Source organism: Acinetobacter sp. Tr-809, from assembly GCF_011753255.1.
Taxonomy (GTDB): Bacteria; Pseudomonadota; Gammaproteobacteria; order Pseudomonadales; family Moraxellaceae; genus Acinetobacter.
Window position 1 is genome coordinate 13182 of the sequence record NZ_VWVZ01000001.1, and the last position, 18845, is coordinate 32026.

Below are 18845 nucleotides of genomic sequence, written 5' to 3' on the forward strand. Positions count from 1 at the left end.
TTTGCTATCTTGGACTAAATCAAAGGTAAGTATGAAAACTCAAAAAAATAATTTGATCATTATTACGATTATTGTGTTGATCGCAGCTTATTTTGGTTTTGATTTAAAGCAAAAACAAAATACAAATAGTCATTCACCGACTATAAGTAGCAATGTGTTTGTAGATGATCAACACAAGATCATGCAGGCCTATCAACAGCAACGAAGTAATGTACAAGTCCAAGCAAAGGGTGTTGTGAAAGCAATTTTGCCAGATGACAACGAAGGCTCAAGACATCAAAAAATGATCCTCAAACTGGAGAATGGTTTAACCGTATTGATCGCACACAACATTGATTTAGCCCCGAGAATCGAAGGACTGAAAAAAGGCGATACAGTTGAGTTTTTTGGCGAATATGAATATAGCCAAAAGGGCGGTGTCATTCATTGGACTCATCATGATCCGCGTGGAAAACATATTGATGGTTGGTTGAAATACCAAGGGAAAATCTATCAATAAGAGTTTCCCTCGGTTGGTCGCTTGCAAGATGTGCGCTAAATTAGCTTGTAATCGCTGATTTTTGACGAATTTTCCATTTAGGTAGGACTTTAGCTAAATAAGCGTCCATGCACCATACAGGGCCAATCAGAAGGAATTGTAAATCTTTAAAGAATGAAGGTTTCTTTCCTTCAACTTTATGCCCATAAAATTGTCCGATCCAAGCAATCACAAAAACGCCGATATAGAATCCAACACCTACAGGTAGAATCACAATTAGCCATGCCATAACGGCTAATAGGGCCGCCATCGCCACTGCTAAAACAATATCCAAACGTGCATAAAACACTAAAGTTAAAACCAGCAATAGTGCGGTAAGCAGGGTGCTAAAATGTGCCAGAATACCAATGATCGAAAATAGAATTGCAGGAACACAGACCCAGTGGATTTTTTTGTTAGTTTGGTTTTGGTGACTGTCACTATATTCATCAAACCATTCATCGATCGACTTCACATTGCTCTCCATGCGATATTCATTTTTCTTCATTCAATATACCGAAGAATAGGATAGGGCGTAAAGCATTAACAAATGTAATAGATAAAAATAAAAAAGCCGCAATAAGCGGCTTTTTTGTAATGGTCTTAATGATTAAGAATTAGGACCATCTACACGTTCAATGCTCACATTACCTGTACCTGAGCTAGACATACCAAGTTGCTTTGCAGCACCATAAGATAAGTCTAGAACACGGTTACCATGGAATGGACCACGATCATTAACTTTTACAACAACACTTTTACCATTGTCTTTGTTTGTCACACGGATATAACAGTTCAAAGGAAGGCTACGGTGTGCAGCAGTCATAGCATTCATATCGAATGTTTCACCGCTTGCTGTTTTGCGACCATGGAATTGACGACCATACCATGATGCAACGCCATTTTGGCTGAATTTACGAACGGTGTTCGAAGCAACAGTATTCAGTTTTTCAATCACTGAAGGCTCTTCTGCTGGGATATCGATCTTAGCAGCGATCGTTTGGCGACGAACTTTGTCACCTGAACTCTCAGTGATTGAAAGACTATTAACGTTTGAAAAACGAGAATTAAAATTTTGAGAATCTTTGCTTAGTACGCGGGCAGCCAAATTAGAACCTTCCACATCATTTGTTAATGATGAAGACTGTACCATTTCAGCATGTAACGGGCTTAAACTTAAGCCTGCCGTCAGCGCTAGAATATATTTTAGCGAAAACTGCATTGTATAAACTCCTAGAGAACATGCTTTTCTATTTCAATAAAACACCTTGAAATATAGTGCACATGTCTAATTATTCACTTTTGCAATTACTTTAATCTTGCGGCGATAATATTCATCACTTACGAAGTGTGTCTAGTCCTTAACGATAAATAGTTACAAAAAGGGCAAAAACTTACAGTTTCGGATCAAAAAATAATCAATATTGTAACAATTTATGAAATTTGCTTATTGTGTATACTTTTTTAATAAAAAATTTATTGACTTTTCATAATGTTGTAAAAAAGCTAGCCTATCGGCTAGCTACTTCTGTGCCTAATAACCATACAGCAGTTGCATACATGCGGCTCTTATTGTAGGTCGTAATTACTTGGAAATTTGGATAAGTAATATAGTAAATTGGACCAAATTGATCTTGTAATTGAATGACATTGACTAAATCAAGATCATCAATTTTTACCAAAGGGTCAATTGGGGCGACACCTAATTTCTTTAATTCACCATAAGGGACTGGTTGAGTTAAATCCTTGGCAATAACGCTATCAGGGTTATTACCTAAGTAGCGAGCAGGGAAGCCAATAGGACGATCACGTTCCCAGCCATGTTGAGCTAAATAGTTGGCAATTGAACCGATTGCATCTGCCGCAGAGTTTCTTAAATCAATATGACCATTGCCATCGTAATCCACACCTAGTTTTTGAATATTACTTGGCATGAATTGCGGGTAACCAATTGCGCCCGCATAGGAGCCTACAATACTGTTGGTAGGATAGCCTTCTTTATATGTCCATGAAATCAACGCCGCTAATTCATCACTAAAATAGTCAGCACGACGTGGGTAACCAAAGGCAAGCGTTGCTAGGGCGTCTCTGGTGATGAAAGAGCCTTTATTGGCACCATAACCCGTTTCTACGCCTAAAATACCGAGAATCACTGATTTAGGCACACCGTACTGCTGTTCAGCACGATTAAGTACATCTTCATATTGGCTCTTAAAACGCGCACCACGTTGAATAGTGCCTTCAACTAAAAACATTGAGCGGTATTGATACCAAGGTTTACTTTCACCTGGGCGGGTCATGATGTTCAAAATATTGGGTAAGTTACGCGCACCACTCATCGCAGTATCGATTTGTTCGCTGCTTAAGCCATAGGTTGTCATTGCCTTTTGTTTGAACGCAAAGTAATTAGGATGATTATAAAATTCATTTGCTTGTGCCCAATTACTGCTCAAGAATAAACCAGCGCTTAAAGTTAAAAATTTAAAAGTTTTATTCAAAGTAGGAAGAAACATAAGTTTATAAAATTCCTCATTATCGATGTGTATGAATAGACATAACCAGTCCAAAAGTTGACATAAGGGTAATAATTGCAGTTCCGCCATAACTCATGAACGGCAAAGGCACACCTACTACAGGTAAAATACCACTGACCATGCCTGCATTTACAAATACATAAACAAAAAATGACAAACCAAATGCACCAGCAACCAAACGACCATAGTTATGGAAGCTTTGTAAGCCGATTTGGAATGTTCTAAAAATGATCGCGCAATACAGAAGAATAAGTAAGGTGACACCAATTAGGCCAAACTCTTCTGAATAGGCTGCAATAATAAAGTCGGTATGACCTTCAGGTAAAAAGTGTAGGTGGGATTGAGTTCCCTCTAAGAAACCTTTACCTGAAAAACCACCAGAGCCGATTGCAGTTTTAGATTGAATAATATTCCAACCTGTTCCGAGTGCATCGGCTTCTGGATTAAATAAAGTTAAAACACGTTGGCGTTGATAGTCGTGCAGTAAAAATTCCCACGCAATTGGAATGATAATGCCCGCTACACCTGCTGCACCCGCAATTAACTTCCAAGACAATCCGCTAAGAAATAGCACGAAAATACCACTGGCAAGTACCAATAATGAGGTGCCTAAGTCGGGCTGTTCTGCAATAAGTAAAAAAGGTACAACAATGAGCAATAAAGACAGAATAACTTGTGAGAAGCTCGGAGGTAAGGCTTTGCGCGACAAGAACCAAGCCACCATCATTGGCATACCAATTTTCATAAACTCACTGGGTTGTACGCTACCAAAGCCGGGGATGTCGATCCAACGTTGTGCACCCATGCGAACTTCACCAAAAATCACCACTGCAAGCAGCGACAGTACACCGAAAACATAAAAGTACGGTGAAAAGGCCTGATACACTTTTGGAGGGATCTGCGCCAAACTAAACATGACCACGAAACCGATACCAAAGCTCATGGCTTGTTTACTTACAAGCCCAACGTCTTGTGCAGATGCACTATATAGGACTGTGAGCCCCAGAATGGCATTGAGAATCAGAAATAGACAAAGCCATGGGTCGATATGCAGTTGTTGCCAACGAGAAGGCTGATTGGCAGTACTCAAGCCATCACGAGGTGCTTGACGTAAAAATTTGTATTGCGGGCTTGGAGACATGCGATTCTAAATCAGGTAAATCAATGCTTCGCGAATGCTAACATAAACGCTGATTTAGACAATGCAAATTTAGAAATTGTGACATTTATAAGAGATTAATTTGGCATAAAAAAAGCGACGATTTTACAATCGTCGCTTTCTGATTAGTCAAAGCTTATTTTTGTACCAACAACTGATCGAAGTGCTTGGTAAAGACTTCGAGTTCAACTTGGCTTAAGCTTGGGATAAGCTTCTTAATCACGATATGAACAGCAGTTTCAACACCACTGGTTGCTACACTGGCAACGCCACGTTTCACCATACCTAGACCAAGTGTCTTGTTGAACTCTGTCATAAAGTGGTGGATCAAGGCATCAGCAAAAGTTTTAAACTGTTTTGTTAAAGCATCACGTTGTTCTTTACCGTTTCCAGCTGCAACTTCAGCAAAGCTTTTTTTCATTTCAGTCACAAGGCTATCTGGTAATACTGTACCGATACGTTGTTTACCTTCATTATCAATGAACAAGCTCTTTTCCATGAATGCTAATGATTCAAGGACTTGTTCATTTGGTGCCTTGCCGAGAAGCTGTTTCATTAAGGTTTCAACAATGCCGCGAATTTTAATCGCAAGTCCTTCGGTGGTATCTCGTTTGTCACTTGGTGGAAATTGTTGAACCAAGTGAACCAACATGGTGTCAATTAACTCATCGGTAAGCTGTAGAGAAATTTTGTCACGTAAAGGGTATTGTGGCTCTTTACTATCACGATTGGCTTGTGCAAGTTGAATGTCCTGACTCAAACTTGCTGACGGAAGAATACCGAAATAACTGGTCATTGAAGAACGTCCTCTATATCAAATTTATTCGTTTTATTGTCGTGCCAAGCGAATTGGCTCGGGCATCCATGACAAATCAGATACTCGGCATGGGTTAATATCCAAGCCCCCACGGCGAGTATAGGTTGCATAGACCATCAGTTTTGCTGGTTTCAAAAGTTGCCAAATATCTGCAAACATTTGCTCAACACATTGTTCATGGAAACCATTATGCTGACGGTACGAGATAATATAAGCTAAAATGCTGCGATAACAAGGCTTTTTACCTTGTAAACGAATAAAAACAGTACCCCAGTCTGGCTGACCCGTCACAGGGCAATTACTTCTTAATAAATGCGAGTACAGCTCAATTTCAACGTCATCTTCTGCGGCCATATCTAACTGCAATAAAGTTGAATCAGGATGTTCTGATAAACGCTCAGGGATTAGATTGTCGATACAGATCCCTTTAGGTTTAGAAATCTCTAAATCATCAACCTGAAACAGCTGTAGTTCAACTTTTGCGCCAGCAGCATTGGATAAATCACGTTCAACTGTTTCAACAAAAGCCTGTTGAGATTCAAATTGAGTGAAGTTCATGCTATTGAAATAAAGTTTAAGTGACTTTGATTCAATTAAATTTGGCGAACTTGCAGGTAGGGTTAAACGGCCAATCGCGACTTGCGGTAAACCAAAACTGTTCAGCCATGAGATTTCAAATACATGCCACCAGTCTTTACCCTGCGTAATTCCCTCAACATGTAAATACTGTTGACGAGACTCAGCACGGGCAATTGGAAATAAAACATCTGGTTGATATTGAGTAGGGTATTGGGTGTCTTTACCCAATAAAGAATGTTCAACACTCATTCACGCATTCCTGAACCACGAGCTAATAAATGATATGCAATTGCATACAGGACGACACAGCACAGCGTCACGATACCTAAAGAGAAGGTCACATTAACGTCGCTGTGCCCTAAAATACCGTAACGGAAGGCATTGACCATATATACAATTGGATTAACTAAAGAGACGTTTTGCCAAAATGGGCTTAATGCACTAATGGCATAGAACACTCCACCTAAATAGGTGAGAGGTGTCAATACGAAAGTCGGGATAATTGAAATATCATCAAATGACTTGGCATAGACCGCATTGATGAAACCGCCCAATGAAAATAATAATGAAGTAATGATGACTGTATATATAGTCACAAACACATTATAAATTTCTAGGTGAGTAAAGAATAAGCTCATTATGGTGACGATTAAGCCAACCAATACACCACGGCTAACACCACCAATTACATAACCCCACAAGATTAAATGTAATGGTACTGGGCTCATAATCAGCTCTTCAATGCTTTTCTGGAATTTGGCACTAAAGAAGCTTGAAGAAACGTTGGCGTAGCTGTTGGTGATCACGGCCATCATAATTAAGCCGGGCACAATAAACTGCATATAGCTAAAGCCGCCCATCTCACCGATACGTGAACCTACCAAGTTGCCAAAAATCACAAAGTACAAACTCATAGTGATTGCAGGCGGGAGCAAGGTCTGTGGCCAGATTCGCATAAAGCGACGAATTTCTTTAACAACTAAAGTCCAGAGAGCGGTTTGTAATTGACTGAAATTCATTGATCCGCTCCTGCAAGATTCTTCTCGACCATTTTCACGAACAATTCTTCTAAGCGATTCGATTTATTACGCATGCTGCTGACCTGGATATTCTGTGACTGTAAGAGCAGGAACAGATCATTCATGCTATGCGCCTTATCCATTGTTACTTCTAGGGTAACTGGATCAATCAGATTAAATTTAAAACCGATAATATTCAGGTCAAAAGTTTCGATTGGCTCGGCTAAATCGCAGATAAACGATTCTTCATTCAGTTGATTGAGGAAACCTTTCATCGAGGTATCTTCTTTAATCACACCGCGGTCAATAATTGCGATGCGACGACACAGCATTTCTGCTTCTTCTAAATAGTGTGTTGTGAGAATGATGGATGTGCCATTTTCATTCATTTCGGTGAGGAAGTCCCACATCGAACGACGGAGCTCAATATCGACGCCTGCTGTCGGTTCATCAAGGATCAGCAGTTTAGGTTCATGCATCATCGCACGTGCAATCATTAAACGGCGTTTCATACCACCCGAAAGCATACGCGATTGAATATTACGTTTTTCCCATAAACCTAATTTTTCTAAATAATGTTCAGCACGCTGCTCAGCCAGCTTTTTAGGAATGCCGTAATAACCCGCTTGGGTCACTAAAATATCGAAAGTTTTTTCGAATTGCCCAAAGTTAAATTCTTGAGGAACAACACCAAGACATTGTTTTGCATGAGAGGGATGGGTATCTAAGTTGTGCCCAAAAATCTCAACAGAACCAGATGTTTTTTTGGTTAAAGAGCTGATGATACCAATCGTTGTCGATTTTCCTGCACCATTAGGTCCTAATAATGCATAAAATTCACCTTCAGGTACGGTCAGGTCGATCCCTTTTAACGCCTGAAAACCATTACGATAAGTTTTGGACAAACCGCTCAACACCAAAGCATCAGTCATAAACGTCTCACGTTGTTAAATAGAACGGGTATTTTGAGCGATATGAAAAAATAAACCAAGTAGAAAAATAGGTTTATGGCGTGTTAAAAACAGAACGATTATAGAAAGGAGAGAATATATAGAAGAGAAGAAGATGCAATGGTGCGCTCAGCGGGACTCGAACCCACGCCACAGGCTTCGGAGACCTGTACTCTATCCAGTTGAGCTATGAGCGCATGTATGCGTGCCACATCATAGGCAAAAAATACAAGTAGGTAAATATATACCTTCTAATAAAGGTACTTCTTGTTTATTAAAACATCAATTTTATCGCTAGCTTATAAAGATTCTATATATCCAACTATAAATGTTGCACTGAATAATTGATCAACTTTAAAGTTTGATTCAGTTGAGCAGGTGGAATCCGTGATTCTTGCAGTGAGGTTATCCATTGCATTTGACAGGCTTTGAGTTGTTGTAAAGAACTAATCGACTGAATTTTCTGTATCAACGGACGCGCCATCAGACCACAATACGTCGTGAGTGTTTGAATCATGACTTGTTGGATTTCAACAAAAGGCAATTTTTCTAATTCAATAATTTCAGGTTCGATTTCTGGTTTTGGTTCAGCTGCAATCGGTTTTGGTACAATTGTGATTGTTTCTTCTGCTGTAACTGGCTCTAGTGTTGTTTTGAGATCATTGCTTTTTATTTCGGGTTCAATAGCTTCTTCTTGAACAATAGGTGATGCTTGTTCTGCTAATAGTCCCATATCAATCAGTTGTTGAACAAGTTCAGTCGGTGCAATCCTTTCCTTATAGTCTTGATCCAACTCTTTGAAATCTTCATGATCAATTAAAAGTAGTAGACGACGTTGACGTGCAGTCAATGCAATACTACGTTCTTGTAGGGCAGTTTGCCCAAGCTCTGTTTTAAAAAAATGTGACATCTCTTAATCTCCCCCAAATCAAGATCTAGACGGAGATTAAGATAAGGTTAAAAAATGACAGTAATGTTAACAATTTATTAAATATCATTGCCTTGTTTAAACTAAGTGGCAAATAATCTAAAAATTGCGAACTTTTACTCTTATTTAACCAGTTTAGCCTCTAATGCTTTACGCAGATATGGGTCAAGATCATCCTGACGCATCAACCATTGAATATAGTCGGCAGGAAGGTCTTGAATGGCTGTACCTTTATGTTTCCCAAAGGTAATCGTTTTGGGAATACGCGCTTCTTCTGAGGCAAGATAAAGTTGCTCGATATTTTGAATATTGAGTTGATGAATAATATGCATCAAGATGTTGGCAGTTAAAATAATGTCAGCATCTGCGCGATGTGCACCTTTCAACATTTCACGTGCTTTATCACTGCCTTTTGAGATCAAATAGATTAGAGCAGAAATATTATGTGCTTCGGCATCTTCCCAAATGTGACGTGCTAAAGCTAAGGTACAAATTGGTTTCAACTTTGAGGTGTCAACACCACAACGTGCAATTGCGGCAACATCATAATCAACATTATGCCCAATGATATAAGTGGTTTGAGCAGGAAGCTTAAACTCATTATAAAAAGGTTGGTCAATCAGATCTGATTCTAAAATATGGTGTACTGCCATTGCCGCGAACGAGATAGGCTGGCCGACCTGATAAAGCTGGTCAAAAATCTGTTTTTTATCGAGACTGAGTTTTCCATTTTCAATTTCAATCGGAGCATAAGCAATTTCAATTGGCAAACCATTCAGCGTGTGTGTTTCAGTGTCTAAGATGATTGCTTGCATAAAGTTGGCCTAGCTTGGTTGAGAATGTGAACATCTTACAAGAAAATCTCACAAGCAGTATTGAATGAGGTTGTATCAATTTCATTTTTTAGAAAATTGGCAATAACTTTGAATAAATAAGCAGCAAAGTGAAAAAATACTTGAACAATTTGATATTAAGCGCATTCTTATGGAAGTAATTGCCTTAGTAAAAGAAATACTAAGCATTAAAATGAAAACGATAAAAAATCAGGGAACATGACATGAATATGAAATTACTAACGGTTGCACTGCTGAGTTCTAGTTTGTTACTTACAGCCTGTAATGATGATGACAACGACAATATTTCGTTTATACCTAAGCCAGAAATTCCAGAAAATAATATTCAAAACCCTGTGGTTGGTATTCCAGTTGCTTATACCAAGACTGACTTCGGTGCTGTGGCTTCTGAAAGTTCGGTCATGACCTATAAAATGTTAGGGCAAGATGGAAAAGAGACCATGGCGACCAGTTTATTGTTTGTACCTGGTGGACCAATGCCAACTGGAGGATGGAAAATTGTTGCTTGGGCACATGGCACAACGGGAGTTGCAGACCAATGTGCACCAAGCCGTAATGCGACTAGTCCTGCTATTAAAGATATGATTAGTCAATTTCTGGCAGCAGGTTATGTGGTGGTTGCACCTGATTATGAGGGTTTAGGGGAACCTGGCAGTCGAGAACTACATCCATTCTTGAATGTAAAAAGTGAAGCTTATTCGATTACTGACGCAGTGGTTGCTGCGCGATATTATTTAGCTGGTCAAGGTAAGCTAGTTTCTCGCCAATGGATGACTGTCGGGCATTCTCAAGGCGGGCAAGCCGCATTAGGTGCAGCACAATATCAAAGTCGGGCCAAGCTTGATTATAAGGGAACGGTTGCTGTCGCACCTGCTTCTAATCTGGATTTAATTTTAACATTAGGAGAGCTGTCTGTTATAGGTAAACCAGCAGCAGTACAGATTCCCGTTTATGCCAGTCTAGATACTTTTACTGCACTGATTACAGCAGGGTTACGTAATTCAAATCCTGACTTGCAATACAGCCAAATTTTCAAAAATCCAACGGCAGAACTTGCACAGAAATATGCAGAAACAGGATGTTCTGGTGATCTCGGGAATGCCTTTGGGTACAGTATGACGTTATATGATAAATCAACAGGAAGTTTAAATGGTTATGGTCGCACCCAAGATAATTTCTTAAACCTTCCTATCGTTAAAAACTTTACCACTAAAGACGGTCAACCTTTAACGGTCAAAGTGACGACACCAATTATTATTTATCAGGGAACCAATGACGCTACCGTTCCTCGCTTGGCAACTAATACCTTGGTGAATTCTGCGCAACAACAGGGTACTTCTATTCAGTATATTACTGATGATAATAGTCCTGTAAAGTGGGACCATGGTACTGCCTACGAGGCGAATATTATTAATATTGTCAATGATGTAAAAACGGCAATGCCTGTGAATAATTAAGAGCAGGGAACAGCCCAACTTACTTTGTAAAAGGTAAGTTGGGTAGGTTCTTTAATTCCTAATGATCTGTGTTTCCCAGCCATCATATTGAGCATTAAATTGTTGAGCCAATTTAATTAGCTGTATAGTACATGCATCAATAGATTGTTGGTTCACAGAATCACTTCTGGAAATTTGTAGTTGATAATGAAAGTTTTGACTTGCTTCAACTTGATCTTGCTGAATAATTTCAAAGCCTAAAGATAGAATTGCTTTTGAAAAAACAGTTCGGTCCATCTCATTTTGAAAGTAAATCCAGTGATCTACAGGGCGTTCAACCTCAAGATTATCTCCATGGTTTAAAAGTTCTTCAATGACAGATCTATTCGAGATGGATTGCATGATTTCTTCATTTGGATACATATCATTGAAATAGGTTGACCAATCTGAATCAACTTTTTGGCCAAAATGATAACTATAGTCTGGATAAGATTGCATGATTTTATGAAGAATAGGGTCTACATCTATTCCATCTTTGCAATAAAAGTAGAAATATCTCAAGTGATTATGAGTCAAACGACCGACATAGAGAGCAGGGAGTCTGGTCGTAAGTGCGGGGATGAGTTGATCCTCTATTTCAATCAGGTGATCAAATTCCTCACTGGAAGATAGACCATCCTCTCTTGAATGGTTCATCTTTATTTCAACCCAGAGCAAGGTTGATCTATCTAATATCGGTGCAATTCTCGTCAAAGCTAGATTGAGAAAATAACTTGCAGGTTGCCCATCTATATCAAACATATAAAAATCCCAATTTTCTGGAACTTCTAGTAATTGATGGGTGGATTCTTTTGTTGTTGTATGATTCTTACTCGGCCAAAATTTATCGATTAATCCCATTTAGATATCCTTTTTTATTGTGTTGTTAGCATAACAATTAAGATAAGTAAAATTCACGAATAATTAAATAAATATCAAGCGGTGAAACCATAAACTTCGTGCTACAATATGTGCCAATCTTTAGCACGGCTTAAAAGCCCTAATTCATAGGACCCTCCGCTAATGTTTGCCAATATCTCTATTGCTGAATTTGATCCAGAATTAGCTCAAGCGATTGCTTCTGAAGGCGTACGCCAAGAAGCTCATATTGAGTTAATCGCATCTGAAAACTATTGCTCACCAGCTGTAATGGAAGCACAAGGATCAAAACTTACGAATAAATATGCAGAAGGCTATCCTGGCAAACGCTACTATGGCGGTTGTGAATATGTGGACGTGATTGAACAACTTGCAATTGATCGTGCAAAAGAGTTGTTCGGTGCAGACTATGCAAACGTTCAACCGCATGCGGGTTCACAAGCAAACTCTGCTGTTTACCTAGCGCTTCTTAACCCAGGTGATACTGTATTAGGTATGAGCTTGGCTCACGGTGGTCACTTGACTCACGGTGCTAAAGTAAGCTTCTCTGGTAAAACATATAATGCTGTTCAGTATGGTTTAAATACTGAAACTGGCGAAATTGATTATGAAGAAGTAGAGCGTTTAGCGTTGGAACACAAGCCACGCATGATCGTTGCTGGTTTCTCTGCATATAGCCAAATCGTTGATTGGCAGCGTTTCCGTGACATCGCAGACAAAGTAGGTGCATACCTTTTTGTTGATATGGCGCATGTTGCTGGTTTAGTTGCTGCAGGTGTTTATCCGAACCCAGTGCAAATTGCGGACGTTACTACAACAACGACGCATAAAACACTTCGTGGTCCACGTTCTGGTTTAATCTTAGCTAAAGCAAACGAAGAAATTGAGAAGAAACTTCAATCTGCTGTATTCCCAGGTAACCAAGGTGGTCCTTTGATGCATGCAATTGCTGCTAAAGCAATCTGTTTCAAAGAAGCAATGTCGGATGAGTTTAAAACTTACCAACAACAAGTTGTGAAAAATGCACAAGCTATGGCTGAAGTGTTGATTTCACGTGGCTTTGATGTTGTTTCTGGTGGTACAGAAAATCATTTATTCTTATTGTCTTTGATCAAACAAGACGTAACGGGTAAAGAAGTTGATGCTTGGTTAGGTGCTGCTCACATTACAGTAAACAAAAATGCGGTTCCAAATGACCCGCGTTCTCCGTTCGTAACTTCTGGTATCCGTATTGGTACGCCAGCAGTGACGACTCGTGGTTTTGGTGAAGCTGAAGTACGTGAACTTGCAGGTTGGATTGCTGACGTGATCGACAGCAAAGGTGACGAGAAAGTTATCGCTGACGTAAAAGCTAAAGTTGAAGCTGTTTGTGCAAAATTCCCAGTGTATGCAAACTAATTTGTATATCTAAAAAGAAAGCGCCGTAAGGCGCTTTTTTTATTGCTGTCTTTTATACAATTTGTAGATGATTAAACTTCTGTAAAAGTTCTGCTTGGGTTTCGTGATATTGCGGATTGGGTTTGATACAGTCAATCGGGCATACTGCTACACAAGTGGGTACTTGATAAAAGCCAACACATTCAGTGCAACGTTCTGGGTCGATTTCATAGACTTTTGCACCTTCATCAATCGCTTGATTGGGACATTCAGGCAAGCACATATCACAATTGATACATGCACTGGTAATCATAAGTGCCATATTAATCTGCCGAATAGGCAAGCGCTGCAGATTGCAACTCGGTTGTGGCTTGGGGCAAATTACGAATTAATAGGGCATATTCAATATCGATTTCAGAAGACAATGGAATTTCGACGATATGACCTGAACCTTTGGCACTTTCAATGGCATTGCCTTTAAGATCACGCATTTGTTCCAATTTGAACTTGATATTGCCTTTAGGTGTCATCAATTCAAGCGAATCGCCAATCACAAAGCGGTTTTTGACCTCAATCCGAATATAGTCACCATGACGTGCAATGACTTCACCACAAAATTGTTGATAGTCAAAATGTGATGAGCCATCGGTATAATTTTGATAATCGCTATGCACATGGCGTCGTAAGAAACCTTCGGTATAACCACGATTGGCCAATCCTTCCAGTTGTGTCATCAAGCTAGGATCAAATTCTTTACCCACTAGTGCATCATCAATGGCTTTACGGTAAATCTGTGCAGTACGGGCACAATAAAAATAAGATTTGGTACGACCTTCGATCTTTAAAGAAGCAACACCCATTTGAGTCAGACGGTCCACATGCTGTACTGCGCGTAGATCTTTGGAGTTCATGAAATAAGTGCCATGCTCATCTTCTTCAGCCGCAAACATGTCTTCATCATTACGCTGCACCAAAACAGTTTGTGCCACCGTATCAGTGCGGTTTGATGTTTGTGAACAACATTGCTGTTGAGTTGCGACTTGCTGAACTGGAATCACATCACCATTGGAATCTTCTTGTGCCTTGTGGATTTTATAGTCCCAACGACAGGCATTGGTGCAGGCACCTTGATTGGCATCGCGTTTATTCATATAACCAGATAACAGGCAACGACCTGAATAGGCCATACACAGTGCACCATGCACGAACACTTCTAGTTCAATTTCAGGGACATGGTTTTGGATTTGTTCTATTTCTTCGAGCGAAAGTTCTCGAGATAAAATTACGCGACTTAAACCATAATCTTTCCAGAATTTTACAGTGGCCCAGTTAATGGCATTGGCTTGTACCGACAGATGAATCTGCATCTCAGGGAAATGTTCACGTACCAGCATAATCAAACCAGGATCAGACATAATCAGCGCGTCTGGTTGCATGGCAATAATCGGTTCAATATCTCGGATAAAATTTTTGAGTTTGCTGTTATGCGGCTGGATATTGACCACTACATAAAACTTTTTACCTAAGGCGTGGGCTTCATCAATCCCGATTTTTAAATTGTCATGGTCAAATTCATTGTTGCGCACGCGTAAGCTATAACGTGGCTGACCTGCATAGACCGCATCGGCGCCATAAGCAAAGGCATAACGCATATTTTTAAGTGAACCAGCAGGAGAGAGTAATTCAGTCTTCATAATGCAGCTTAAAAGGCATATAAAAAATATGGAATTATTCTAAAAAGTTCAGCACGAGGATTCAACCTAGCATTTTGCTCAGGATTTTATAGATGTTTATAGAAAATCTAGACCATAAAAAAGCACCCTAGGGTGCTTTTTAGAATTAGTGATGACGATGCTTTCTTTTTTTCTTGTATTTTTTAGACTGGTAATTGTCATAGTCGCGGTCTTGACCGACTTTACGACCTAGAGCAGAACCACCCGCTGCACCTGCTGCAGCGCCAATATAACCTCCTGTAGTGCCACCAAGGTTTTTGCCGACAGTATAACCACCAACGCCGCCTAGACCACCACCAATAGCAGCTTCTGTACGGGTACGTTTGCTACTTGCAGCCGCTGCACCACCAGCACCACCGAGTGCAGAGCCAATCATTGCGCCACTATTTCCACCCATTTCTTTACCAATAGCAGTACCTACAACACTACCAAGTGCAGACGTCGCAGCAACACGGGTTGCATTATCAGCATGAGCAGCCGTAACCAGTGACGAGCTTGCAAAAATAGCAGCACATAACCAAGCATTTAATTTCATTTTTGACTCCGTGTCCGAAACATAGCGGACCTCTTTCTAATGGCAGCAAATGTAACAAAATTTGCATATGAAAGTGTGGAGAAGCTTTCCTTAATTATTACTCTTTAGTTTCTTGATTGTAGTGTTTTGTTGCTGAGAATGACGAGGAATGAGGGTTAAGTTCGATTAAACAATAAGATAGTCTAAAAGCGCACAAAAAAATGAAACCTTATTTTAAGGTTTCATTCATTTTTTAATTAATCTAATTGATCATCTTTTTCAGCTTGTTCTTCAAGTTTGAGTTGACGAGGATTCAGTTCAGTTTGTAAGCGTAGATAGTTCATGTCACGAATATTCTTTTGGGTGGCTACCACGCCAAATAGACTGAGCAAGAATGACATAATATAAAAGCCCTTTTCACTCATGGTGAGTTCTGCATTCCATAAGCTAATCAAAAGCAGCACAATACACACCGCCATCGAAGCCCAACATAATCCGTAATAAATGGCAGTCACAGGAATTTCTTCAAGCTGATCACGGACCGATTTTTGTAAAGATGCAGCAGAGAAAAGGCCGTAGAGCAAAATCACAAAATAATAGCCTTTCTCGTGTAGTGGCATGTTGGCATTCCATAAGCCAATCATAAAGCCAGCCCCACCTGCGAGTAAGGCAACCCAGCTTGCAGCAATAAAGGCTGATGTGGGACGGTTTATAAAATTATTCATAGATTATCCTGTTGTTTTATCTTTCTATTTATCCTTCATTATTTATATCTAAGCCTTGATCAGAGAACAAGCTATGAAAACTAAAACTGAACAATTTGTGATGAAATGGGTGAGGAATAGTAAGTTCCCCTGATTCTCTATGTCTTTTAAGCAGTAGAGTCTGTAAACTATGCGCAATTTTTTGATTTTGCTCGTGCTTCATTGGCACTGAGTCTTTAGATTTTGAGATATTCCGCCCATGAAAGCATCACTCCGTTTAAGACTCGATCAACTTTGTGATCGTCATGAAGAGCTGACTGCATTACTCGCTGATGTAGAAGTAATTTCGGACAATAAACGTTTTCGTAAACTGTCTCGTGAACACAATGATTTAACTGAAATCACTGAGGTTTGGAGCAAATATCGTCAAGCTGAAGAAGATATCGAAACTGCTGAAATGATGAAGTCGGATCCTGATTTCAAAGATATGGCAGAAGAAGAAATTAAAGAAAACAAAGCACTTTTGGTTGCACTTGAAGAGCAATTGAATGTATTGATGATTCCGAAAGATCCAAATGACGCCAACGCGGCCTATCTTGAGGTGCGTGCGGGTACAGGCGGTGATGAAGCTGCGATCTTCTCGGGTGATTTATTCCGTATGTATAGCAAATACGCAGAAACACAAGGCTGGCGTATTGAAGTGCTTTCTGAAAATGAAGGCGAGCACGGCGGCTACAAAGAAATCATTTGCCGTATTGATGGCGAAGGTGTTTATGGTCGTTTGAAATTTGAGAGTGGTGCACATCGTGTACAACGTGTTCCTGCGACTGAATCACAAGGCCGTGTACATACTTCGGCTTGTACTGTTGCGATTCTGCCAGAAGTCGATGTGGATACCACAGTAGAAATCAATCCAGCAGATTTACGTATTGATACCTATCGTGCATCTGGTGCGGGTGGTCAGCACATTAACAAAACCGATTCAGCGGTGCGTATTACCCATATTCCATCGGGTGTGGTAGTGGAATGTCAGGAAGAGCGTTCACAGCATAAGAACAAAGCCAAAGCGATGGCTTTGTTAGTCTCACGTTTAGAAAATGCAAAACGTGCGGCTGCTGATGCAGCAACCTCAGAAATGCGCCGTGACCTCGTTGGTTCAGGTGACCGTTCAGAGCGTATTCGTACTTATAACTACCCGCAAGGTCGTATGACCGATCATCGTATTAACCTGACTTTATATAAGTTGGATGCGATTATGGAAGGCGATTTAACGGAACTGTTAGATAGTTTGCATCGCGAATATCAAGCAGATCAGTTGGCGATGCTTGCACAGGAAAATGGCGGCTAATGAATATTGCTCAAGCATTAGAAATCAAAGGCGAAATAGATAGCTATGAACGTCAAGAGGCGGCATGGTTACTCGAGCATCTTTTGGGGATTAATGCCTTAGAACTTAAATTAAGACTTGAGCAAGAACTAACAGAAATACAAGAGCAAGCTTATTTAGATGGGCTGGCTCGTATCGAACAAGGTGAACCTTTGGCCTATGTCACTGGTTCACAACCTTTCTGGACACTCGATTTAAAAGTCACCCATGATACTTTAGTGCCACGTCCCGATACTGAAATCCTTGTCGAAACAGTATTAAAGCTTCCAATTGATCAACAGGCCAACATTGTCGATCTAGGCACGGGAACGGGGGCGATTGCTTTGGCACTTGCGAGCGAGCGTCCACACTGGCAAGTGACTGCAACTGATATCTATGCACCAACTTTAGAGGTGGCTCAGGACAATGCCGTGCGACATGGTCTCATGCAGGTCAAGTTTGCTTGTGGTGCTTGGTTTTCGGCTTTAGAACAGCAACAGTTTGATCTGATTGTATCTAATCCGCCTTATATTGATCCTGACGATGTGCATATGCAAAAGCTCAAGTCGGAGCCTGAGCGTGCATTGATCGCAGATAAGCAGGGTATGGCAGATATTGAGATTATCATCACCCAAGGTAAAGACTGGCTTAAACCGAACGGCTGGATTGTGCTTGAACATGGTTATGACCAAGGTCAAGCAGTACGAGATATTTTTGAGCAGCATGGCTTTAGCCAGATTAAAACCATTCAGGATTATGGTGGTAATGATCGTGTCAGCTTAGGACAAAAGCAGGCTTAATCCTCAATATAGTGTTGTACTGCATTGGCTAAACGGCTTTCACCTTGTTGTTGCAGTCCATCCACTACGCCTAAAGCATCTGGCTTTTCCCGATTTTGGCTGAGTTTAAACTTTCCTGTAATCTGTGAGACTGGAATTTCGATCCCGACAATGCCTTGCAATTCCTGTGCAATATATTCGCTGGGTGCATCCGACATTTTCCAAGGCGTTGCTTGTTTGGCCTCATGGGTATGCGTCAGTCTAGCCAAGATGCCGCGTAGTGCTTTTTCATCATGTAAGAAATTGATGCTTCCTTTGACGTGAACCACTTGATAGTTCCATGTGGGTACATGTCGATGGTGTTGTTGCTTGCTTGGATACCAATTCGGTGAGATATAACCTTGTTCACCCTGAAAAATAATTAAAACTGTTGCACCATTTTCAATTTGAGTATGTAGCGGATTATTCTTGGCAATATGTGCAATCAGTGTCGCTGCGTGGCTGTGCTCATCACGTAGTAAATGAAAGGGTAAATGATTGGCTTCTAAGCCTTCAGAACTATGACTTATTAGCGTGGCAAAAGGGTAGTCCTGAATCAGTTGGTATAATTTTTCAAGATCTGTTTCTTCAAATATTTCAGGTAAATACATAGCTTATTCCT

Annotated in this window: 21 protein-coding genes and 1 tRNA gene; 5 read left to right on the forward strand and 17 right to left on the reverse strand. The window is 40.2% G+C overall.

Translation table 11 applies throughout. The features are described 5' to 3' along the window. Nucleotides 1–31 precede the first annotated feature (31 nt). Nucleotides 32–499: a DUF3465 domain-containing protein gene (locus F3J02_RS00060; protein ID WP_167246571.1), complete on the forward strand. Its 468-nt coding sequence runs from the start codon at nucleotides 32–34 to the stop codon at nucleotides 497–499. A 40-nt stretch (nucleotides 500–539) separates the two neighbouring features. On the opposite strand, the gene F3J02_RS00065 is transcribed toward F3J02_RS00060, so the two are convergent. The 11 genes from F3J02_RS00065 to F3J02_RS00115 all read right to left on the reverse strand — a co-directional run bounded on the left by F3J02_RS00065 (nucleotide 540) and on the right by F3J02_RS00115 (nucleotide 9318). Then, nucleotides 540–992: a DUF962 domain-containing protein gene (locus F3J02_RS00065; protein WP_159883227.1), complete on the reverse strand. Its 453-nt coding sequence runs from the start codon at nucleotides 990–992 to the stop codon at nucleotides 540–542. Between the two features lie 135 nt (nucleotides 993–1127). Further along, nucleotides 1128–1739, reverse strand: a complete 612-nt coding sequence (locus F3J02_RS00070; RefSeq protein ID WP_005153835.1) for a septal ring lytic transglycosylase RlpA family protein — start codon at nucleotides 1737–1739, stop codon at nucleotides 1128–1130. A 289-nt stretch (nucleotides 1740–2028) separates the two neighbouring features. Then, complete coding sequence (gene mltB, locus F3J02_RS00075; protein ID WP_167246573.1) at nucleotides 2029–3030, reverse strand: lytic murein transglycosylase B; 1002 nt, start codon at nucleotides 3028–3030, stop codon at nucleotides 2029–2031. Between the two features lie 19 nt (nucleotides 3031–3049). Beyond that, nucleotides 3050–4192, reverse strand: a complete 1143-nt coding sequence (gene rodA / locus F3J02_RS00080) for a rod shape-determining protein RodA (RefSeq protein WP_167246575.1) — start codon at nucleotides 4190–4192, stop codon at nucleotides 3050–3052. Nucleotides 4193–4346: 154 nt separating this feature from the next. Then, nucleotides 4347–5006 (reverse strand): hypothetical protein, encoded by a 660-nt coding sequence (locus F3J02_RS00085; protein ID WP_167246577.1) that lies wholly within the window; start codon nucleotides 5004–5006, stop codon nucleotides 4347–4349. Between the two features lie 33 nt (nucleotides 5007–5039). Beyond that, entirely contained in the window at nucleotides 5040–5855 is an 816-nt protein-coding gene (queF, locus tag F3J02_RS00090; RefSeq protein ID WP_167246579.1) for an NADPH-dependent 7-cyano-7-deazaguanine reductase QueF, read from the reverse strand. Beyond that, nucleotides 5852–6625 carry an ABC transporter permease gene (locus tag F3J02_RS00095; protein ID WP_167246581.1) on the reverse strand — a complete coding sequence of 258 codons (774 nt, stop codon included), beginning with the start codon at nucleotides 6623–6625 and terminating at the stop codon, nucleotides 5852–5854. The genes queF and F3J02_RS00095 overlap by 4 nt, the downstream gene beginning before the upstream one ends. Beyond that, nucleotides 6622–7557 carry an ABC transporter ATP-binding protein gene (locus tag F3J02_RS00100; RefSeq protein ID WP_005204396.1) on the reverse strand — a complete coding sequence of 312 codons (936 nt, stop codon included), beginning with the start codon at nucleotides 7555–7557 and terminating at the stop codon, nucleotides 6622–6624. Before F3J02_RS00100 ends, F3J02_RS00095 begins: the two co-directional genes overlap by 4 nt. 139 nt (nucleotides 7558–7696) lie before the next feature. After that, nucleotides 7697–7772, reverse strand: a tRNA-Arg gene (locus F3J02_RS00105). Between the two features lie 125 nt (nucleotides 7773–7897). After that, nucleotides 7898–8485: a hypothetical protein gene (locus F3J02_RS00110; protein ID WP_167246583.1), complete on the reverse strand. Its 588-nt coding sequence runs from the start codon at nucleotides 8483–8485 to the stop codon at nucleotides 7898–7900. 140 nt (nucleotides 8486–8625) lie between these two features. Then, a complete protein-coding gene (locus F3J02_RS00115) occupies nucleotides 8626–9318 on the reverse strand; it encodes a putative quorum-sensing-regulated virulence factor (RefSeq protein WP_167246585.1) in 693 nt (230 codons plus the stop codon). A 242-nt stretch (nucleotides 9319–9560) separates the two neighbouring features. Here F3J02_RS00115 and F3J02_RS00120 point away from each other — a divergent pair, with 242 nt between their 5' ends. Further along, nucleotides 9561–10814, forward strand: a complete 1254-nt coding sequence (locus F3J02_RS00120) for an alpha/beta fold hydrolase (RefSeq protein ID WP_167246586.1) — start codon at nucleotides 9561–9563, stop codon at nucleotides 10812–10814. Between the two features lie 51 nt (nucleotides 10815–10865). Here the strand turns inward: F3J02_RS00120 and F3J02_RS00125 are convergent, their stop codons facing one another. Beyond that, nucleotides 10866–11693, reverse strand: a complete 828-nt coding sequence (locus tag F3J02_RS00125) for a DUF695 domain-containing protein (RefSeq protein WP_167246588.1) — start codon at nucleotides 11691–11693, stop codon at nucleotides 10866–10868. A gap of 162 nt (nucleotides 11694–11855) precedes the next feature. Between F3J02_RS00125 and glyA the strand changes: the two genes are divergently transcribed. Further along, nucleotides 11856–13109 (forward strand): serine hydroxymethyltransferase, encoded by a 1254-nt coding sequence (gene glyA / locus F3J02_RS00130; protein ID WP_005187674.1) that lies wholly within the window; start codon nucleotides 11856–11858, stop codon nucleotides 13107–13109. Between the two features lie 52 nt (nucleotides 13110–13161). On the opposite strand, the gene F3J02_RS00135 is transcribed toward glyA, so the two are convergent. The 4 genes from F3J02_RS00135 to yiaA all read right to left on the reverse strand — a co-directional run bounded on the left by F3J02_RS00135 (nucleotide 13162) and on the right by yiaA (nucleotide 16060). Further along, nucleotides 13162–13410, reverse strand: coding sequence for a YfhL family 4Fe-4S dicluster ferredoxin (locus tag F3J02_RS00135; RefSeq protein WP_167246590.1), 249 nt, complete (start codon nucleotides 13408–13410; stop codon nucleotides 13162–13164). Between the two features lies 1 nt (nucleotide 13411). Beyond that, nucleotides 13412–14782 carry a tRNA 5-hydroxyuridine modification protein YegQ gene (gene yegQ, locus F3J02_RS00140; RefSeq protein ID WP_167246592.1) on the reverse strand — a complete coding sequence of 457 codons (1371 nt, stop codon included), beginning with the start codon at nucleotides 14780–14782 and terminating at the stop codon, nucleotides 13412–13414. Between the two features lie 145 nt (nucleotides 14783–14927). After that, nucleotides 14928–15356: a hypothetical protein gene (locus F3J02_RS00145; RefSeq protein ID WP_016539803.1), complete on the reverse strand. Its 429-nt coding sequence runs from the start codon at nucleotides 15354–15356 to the stop codon at nucleotides 14928–14930. 236 nt (nucleotides 15357–15592) lie between these two features. After that, a complete protein-coding gene (gene yiaA, locus F3J02_RS00150) occupies nucleotides 15593–16060 on the reverse strand; it encodes an inner membrane protein YiaA (RefSeq protein ID WP_167246594.1) in 468 nt (155 codons plus the stop codon). Between the two features lie 238 nt (nucleotides 16061–16298). Between yiaA and prfA the strand changes: the two genes are divergently transcribed. Further along, the gene (prfA, locus tag F3J02_RS00155; protein WP_004653992.1) at nucleotides 16299–17387 is read left to right on the forward strand and encodes a peptide chain release factor 1; all 1089 of its coding nucleotides are present in this window, start codon (nucleotides 16299–16301) and stop codon (nucleotides 17385–17387) included. Then, entirely contained in the window at nucleotides 17387–18205 is an 819-nt protein-coding gene (gene prmC / locus F3J02_RS00160) for a peptide chain release factor N(5)-glutamine methyltransferase (RefSeq protein WP_167246596.1), read from the forward strand. The genes prfA and prmC overlap by 1 nt, the downstream gene beginning before the upstream one ends. Here the strand turns inward: prmC and F3J02_RS00165 are convergent. After that, the gene (locus F3J02_RS00165) at nucleotides 18202–18834 is read right to left on the reverse strand and encodes an FMN-binding negative transcriptional regulator (RefSeq protein ID WP_167246598.1); all 633 of its coding nucleotides are present in this window, start codon (nucleotides 18832–18834) and stop codon (nucleotides 18202–18204) included. The two genes, prmC and F3J02_RS00165, sit on opposite strands and share 4 nt — an antisense overlap. Nucleotides 18835–18845: the final 11 nt, after the last annotated feature.